General features: G+C 43.8%; 4 protein-coding genes and 1 pseudogene. 2 read left to right on the top strand and 3 right to left on the bottom strand.

Features of this window, described 5'->3' with window-relative positions:
• A pseudogene (locus EI164_RS17170) lies at positions 1-151 on the top strand (IS30 family transposase); the annotation flags it as partial.
• Between the two features lie 53 nt (positions 152-204).
• On the opposite strand, the gene EI164_RS14655 reads toward EI164_RS17170, so the two are convergent.
• The 3 genes from EI164_RS14655 to nhaA all read right to left on the bottom strand — a co-directional run bounded on the left by EI164_RS14655 (position 205) and on the right by nhaA (position 3,512).
• The gene (locus EI164_RS14655; RefSeq protein WP_192520656.1) at positions 205-1,545 is read right to left on the bottom strand and encodes an oxygenase MpaB family protein; all 1,341 of its coding nucleotides are present in this window, start codon (positions 1,543-1,545) and stop codon (positions 205-207) included.
• Positions 1,532-2,125, bottom strand: coding sequence for a DUF2799 domain-containing protein (locus tag EI164_RS14660; protein ID WP_192520657.1), 594 nt, complete (start codon positions 2,123-2,125; stop codon positions 1,532-1,534). The genes EI164_RS14655 and EI164_RS14660 overlap by 14 nt, the downstream gene beginning before the upstream one ends.
• A gap of 181 nt (positions 2,126-2,306) precedes the next feature.
• Positions 2,307-3,512 carry a Na+/H+ antiporter NhaA gene (gene nhaA / locus EI164_RS14665; protein ID WP_192520658.1) on the bottom strand — a complete coding sequence of 402 codons (1,206 nt, stop codon included), beginning with the start codon at positions 3,510-3,512 and terminating at the stop codon, positions 2,307-2,309.
• Between the two features lie 396 nt (positions 3,513-3,908).
• Between nhaA and EI164_RS14670 the strand changes: the two genes are divergently transcribed.
• Positions 3,909-4,664, top strand: coding sequence for a TSUP family transporter (locus tag EI164_RS14670; protein ID WP_192520659.1), 756 nt, complete (start codon positions 3,909-3,911; stop codon positions 4,662-4,664).
• Positions 4,665-4,803 lie beyond the last annotated feature (139 nt).

Raw genomic sequence — 4,803 nt, forward strand, 5'->3', positions numbered from 1 at the left:
CGGCCTTATCAGAGAGTACTTGCCTAAGGGTTGTGACTTTAGACAAGTCTCTGATGATGAGATGCAGGACATTGAGAACAAATTAAACAACAGACCAAGAAAACGATTAGGGTTTAAGACGCCTATGCAGGCGTTCTATAATATTAATTAGCGTTGCACTTGGTGTGTTAATCTAAGTTTTAATACAAGCGATAAGCGCTTGAGTTATTTATAGTAATCATCGTTTTTCTTTAGCCACCAGTTCATGTTGTCCTGACGCTTAGATCGGAACGCTTCTAGTTTTTCTGCAACGGTTTGATTGTGCTGCCGCGCGGTATCGAGCGCAAACAGAATGGGTACTGAAGACAGCACACCAAAACGTATTTTTGATTTTGGTAAGTTTAGTCCATCACCGATATCATCGCCGACTAATGTCCGTGTCACACTGGCATTGACCATCTCAACGAATCGCCCGCGTCGATTGTCCTCCCCCATAATCTGGCGCGGTAAGTCGTGCAGGGCTTTTGCCAATGGTTGTCCCATTTTAAAATCAAGCTGCTGAATAGATAGGTAGGTATAGAGCCACTCCCAGCAGGCGGCCTCATCTTTTGGTAAGCGATCTAAGTCAACGCCCATCCAGTAGCTGGCGAGATTCCATAGATGCAAGATCCCTTCCGCTTCTTCGGTGCTGATGCGCGCACCCAGCAGTCGTAGTCCACGCATGATCAACAATGAAAACTGTAAATGGGTGGCAATCATATCGGTTTGATTAATCGGGATGCCCCAGTAATCGGTGTTCCAACTGCCATCAGGGTTACGGTGTTGCTCAATATCTGAGATGACGTCTTTGGCAGCATTGCCTTTACCTTTGAGCAAGTTTTGTCGTACCAAAGTGTGAATTTGACGCACCTTGATTGATTGTCGCCAGCCTTCAGAGCCAATCGCCAATACTTCAGCAGTAGATTTTTGGCCATTATGTACGCTCGCTTGAGGATGTTCAGAAACAGCCAGTATATAAGCGTAAGTACGCATTAATCGTGGTAGGGCATCATGCATCAATGCGCCAGTTTGAATGAGCGGTAAAGAGAGCGCAGGAATGCTATAGCCTGCCATCAATGCGACATTGCGCAATAACCAAATCAACATCAGTGGATAGCGGCGATAGGCGACCGCACCAATTTGTGCCAGCTTTGGATCGAACCAATCTGGCTGGCTACTCAGTTGCTCTGTTAAGGTGGTAAATGATGGGTTCTGTATGAGGTCGTTATCTACTTTTTCGTCGATGATGAGCTGCTGCAAGGGCTTTGCAAAACGGATGCCTTCAGTGGCTAATGCGTCCGCTAATGGATCGCCAATATCATAGCCTGAGACGATCTCATTTAATAAATCTTGTGAGAGGACAAAGTTTTTGGGTAACAGATAGCGCTTGACCCGCTTTAGGACTTGTAAGTCGCTGTGATCATCAATCGCAGTAGTACGCCCATGACGTAGGTAAGAGGCTGATGACGGTTTATGCTTTAGACGGCTATTAATAATATCTGCCCTATGTGTGTCAGTTGAATCCATAGCTATTCATCTGCTCTAATAAGTCGAGTTGCGTTTGTGCTGTATTGATACGATGTCTGGTTTGGCGTAGCTCGTTGGCGAGTGATAATAGACGTCTGCGTGCTTCTTTTTCATTGTCAAATTCCAACATCTCACCACTTTTAAGCCTGTCAAATTCTTCTCGATACTCTTTTAATAGTCGCTGATCACTTTCTAGCTGTTGCTCTAAATGGTATTGGTCAAGACCTTGCTGATTGGCTTGTTGCAGAGTGCTTGTTATCGCAGCTGGACAGACATTATTTAACTTACGCCCACGTCTGCCAAGGTTATAAGCGTTATCGGTCATACAGTATTGCTTGAGGCCTAATTGGCGACCGCGTTCCCATGCTTGGTAGTTAGGAGTGACGCTGGCTTTGGCACAAGCTTTGGCATGTGACGCTAAGCGGTCTGATTGATAACCTGATATGCCGTCGTTATAACCAATGGCTTGCCAGTCACCGATGAGGCACTCTTGCTTTGACAGCGTGGCACAGCTGGATAATAGAAAGATGCTACCAAAGATAGATAGGCTCAGAGAAAGCCGCCGTACAAGCTGTTGCATGGTAATCTCCTATAACTACTGACGCTAATCGAAACATCCTCACATTAAAAATATGCTTGTCAGTATGCTGTTTACGGTAAAAACGTCTTCCGCTTATATTAGCGGAAGCATTTTTAATGATGACGCGTCCTAGGTTAGATTTTTAGATCAGAGCTTTAGATCAAAGCTTTAGGTCACCGTTTTATGATTGCGGACGAGTCAAATCAACTGAGGTGCCACTCACATTGTCTTTTAGGGTGACTTTAAGCATGATATAACCTGCGATGCCAGAGACGATTGAACCCATGATAATACCGAGGCGCTCATCAAATAAGGTGGTTTCGCCAGCAAATGCTAAGCCGCCGATAAACAAGCTCATAGTAAAGCCCACACCACATAATAGTGCCGCGCCGTAAACTTGCTTATAGTTCATACCTCTAGGCATGGTTGATATACCGAGCTTAAAGATTAACCAGCACATTATCATGACACCAACCTGCTTACCGATGAATAGGCCAGCAGCGATACCAAGGGGGACTGAGTGGAATAATTCAGCGACGCCTGCACCTTGAAGCGAGATGCCAGAGTTGGCAAATGCAAAGATTGGTAAAATCCCGAAAGCCACCGTATTGTGTAGGTCATGCTCTAGCTCTTCAAGTGGAGAGTGCTCAGGATCCGTACGGTCAAACATCGGAATAAACAGTGCTAAGACCACACCAGCTAAAGTGGCATGAATACCAGACTTGAGCACGGCAACCCACATAATCACACCAATGAGCAGATAAGGCGTGATACTAGTGACGTTGCGGCGATTGAGCATATACAAGAATGGCAGACACAAACCAGCTAACGCTAATGATTCTAATGACAGCTCACTGGTATAAAATAGCGCAATGATTAAAATCGCACCAATATCATCAAATATGGCAATGGATACTAAGAAGACCTTTAGAGAGTTGGGTACGCGACTACCAAGTAGACTCAATATCCCGAGAGCAAAAGCAATATCGGTTGCCGCAGGAATGGCCCAACCTTTCCAAAATTCTGGTTCATGGTAGTTAAAGAGCAGATAGACAATCGCTGGTGCAATCATGCCGCCCAGTGCTGCACCGGCGGGTAAGATGATTTGTTTGACGTTGGATAGCTCACCGATTAAGACTTCGCGCTTGAGCTCAAGACCAACTAAGAAAAAGAAAACCGCCATCAGACCATCATTGATCCAGTGGTGGGCGTCTTTAGCGATGGCAAAATCACCAATTTGGATAGCAACAGGTGCGTGGATAAAGCCTTCGTACCACACGTGAAGAGGGGAGTTAGCAATAATCATTGCAGCAACAGCAGCCAAGGCTAAAACGATACCGCCTGCTGCCTCAAATTCAAAAAATGCTTTAATCCTTCGTATTGCCATATCATCCTCATCTACTAAAAACTAATTACAAAATAGTTCAATAACTTCAAGCGTCTATACTACTGCCTTTTATCAGGTGGTAGATAGACAAGAACAGTCTCTCATACTCTTATTAATATACACAACAAAATACGTCTTAAAGTCGTTTGTTACATTCTTGAACCAGACGACTCTTATATTAAGTATTTATGAAGTGGTTAGACAAATTTAACAGACTTTGTCATGTTTTTGGTTTTTTTTGCCCCTTTATCTTTATAATGAGCGATATTAGCAAAACCAATAGTTATCCTAAATGCTACTTCAGCAGCAACTTTAATAATAGTATTTTAAATTCAATTTCCAAAGCCAAGTTTTAAGGCTTTTTCTTTTTTATCATAAATTTTGTAGGTCAGTGTCATGGATTTATCGCTCTCGTTAGAGGTTATTTTAATGCTTACTGCGGTGGCAGCATTGGCAGGATTCATCGATGCCATTGCAGGCGGTGGTGGTTTATTGACTATACCAGCGATGCTACTAGCGAATATCCCACCAGTATTGACACTTGGTACTAATAAATTGCAAGCTGCATCCGGTGCGTTGGCGGCTTCTATCACCATGATCAAAAAAGGCGTGGTGAAACCAAAACGTATAAAAGTGGCTATTATTGCCGCGTTTCTTGGCTCTGTTGTTGGGACAATTGCTGTACAGCTATCGCCGCCAGATATACTAGAAAAGTTGATTCCATTTTTAATTGCCGCCATTGGTATTTACACCTTGTTTGCACCTAGGCTTGGCGAGGTAGAAGCAGCACCGCGCATTAGCGAGAGTAAGTGGCAAAAAATCGTCGCACCGATGATCGGTTTCTATGATGGTTATATTGGTCCAGGTACGGGTATGTTTTTTGCGCTTGGTAACGTGGCACTACGCGGTCGTCAAATCATTGAGGCGACAGGTGCTGCCAAAGTATTGAACTTATCGACCAATATTGGCTCGTTAATATTTTTTATATTAGGTGGCAATGTGTTGTGGAAAGTAGGCTTGGCTATGATGGTCGGGCAGACGATAGGTGCATACTTTGGCTCACATATGGTGGTTAAAGGCGGTAGCAAACTTATTCGACCAGTGATTGTGTTGGTGTGTTTGGCAATGATTACTAAATATGTTTTTGGTTAGTTGGGGCGTATTGGTTACACTTGCCTTCCTTAAGATCTTCATCTTATGAGTGGTGTAAGCGTCAAAAAAAAACCTCAGCCAATATGAACTGACCCCCAAATATTGGACGGTTTAGTTTATATCAAGGACTGAGTTCTGT

Origin of the sequence: Psychrobacter sp. FME13 (genome assembly GCF_014861395.1) — a bacterium.
GTDB lineage: Bacteria > Pseudomonadota > Gammaproteobacteria > Pseudomonadales > Moraxellaceae > Psychrobacter.

Coding starts and splice junctions, on each gene's coding strand:
- EI164_RS14660 (WP_192520657.1), bottom strand. CDS start 2,125: ATGCAACAGCTTGTACGGCGGCTTTCTCTGAGCCTATCTATCTTTGGT.
- nhaA (WP_192520658.1), bottom strand. CDS start 3,512: ATGGCAATACGAAGGATTAAAGCATTTTTTGAATTTGAGGCAGCAGGC.
- EI164_RS14655 (WP_192520656.1), bottom strand. CDS start 1,545: ATGGATTCAACTGACACACATAGGGCAGATATTATTAATAGCCGTCTA.
- EI164_RS14670 (WP_192520659.1), top strand. CDS start 3,909: ATGGATTTATCGCTCTCGTTAGAGGTTATTTTAATGCTTACTGCGGTG.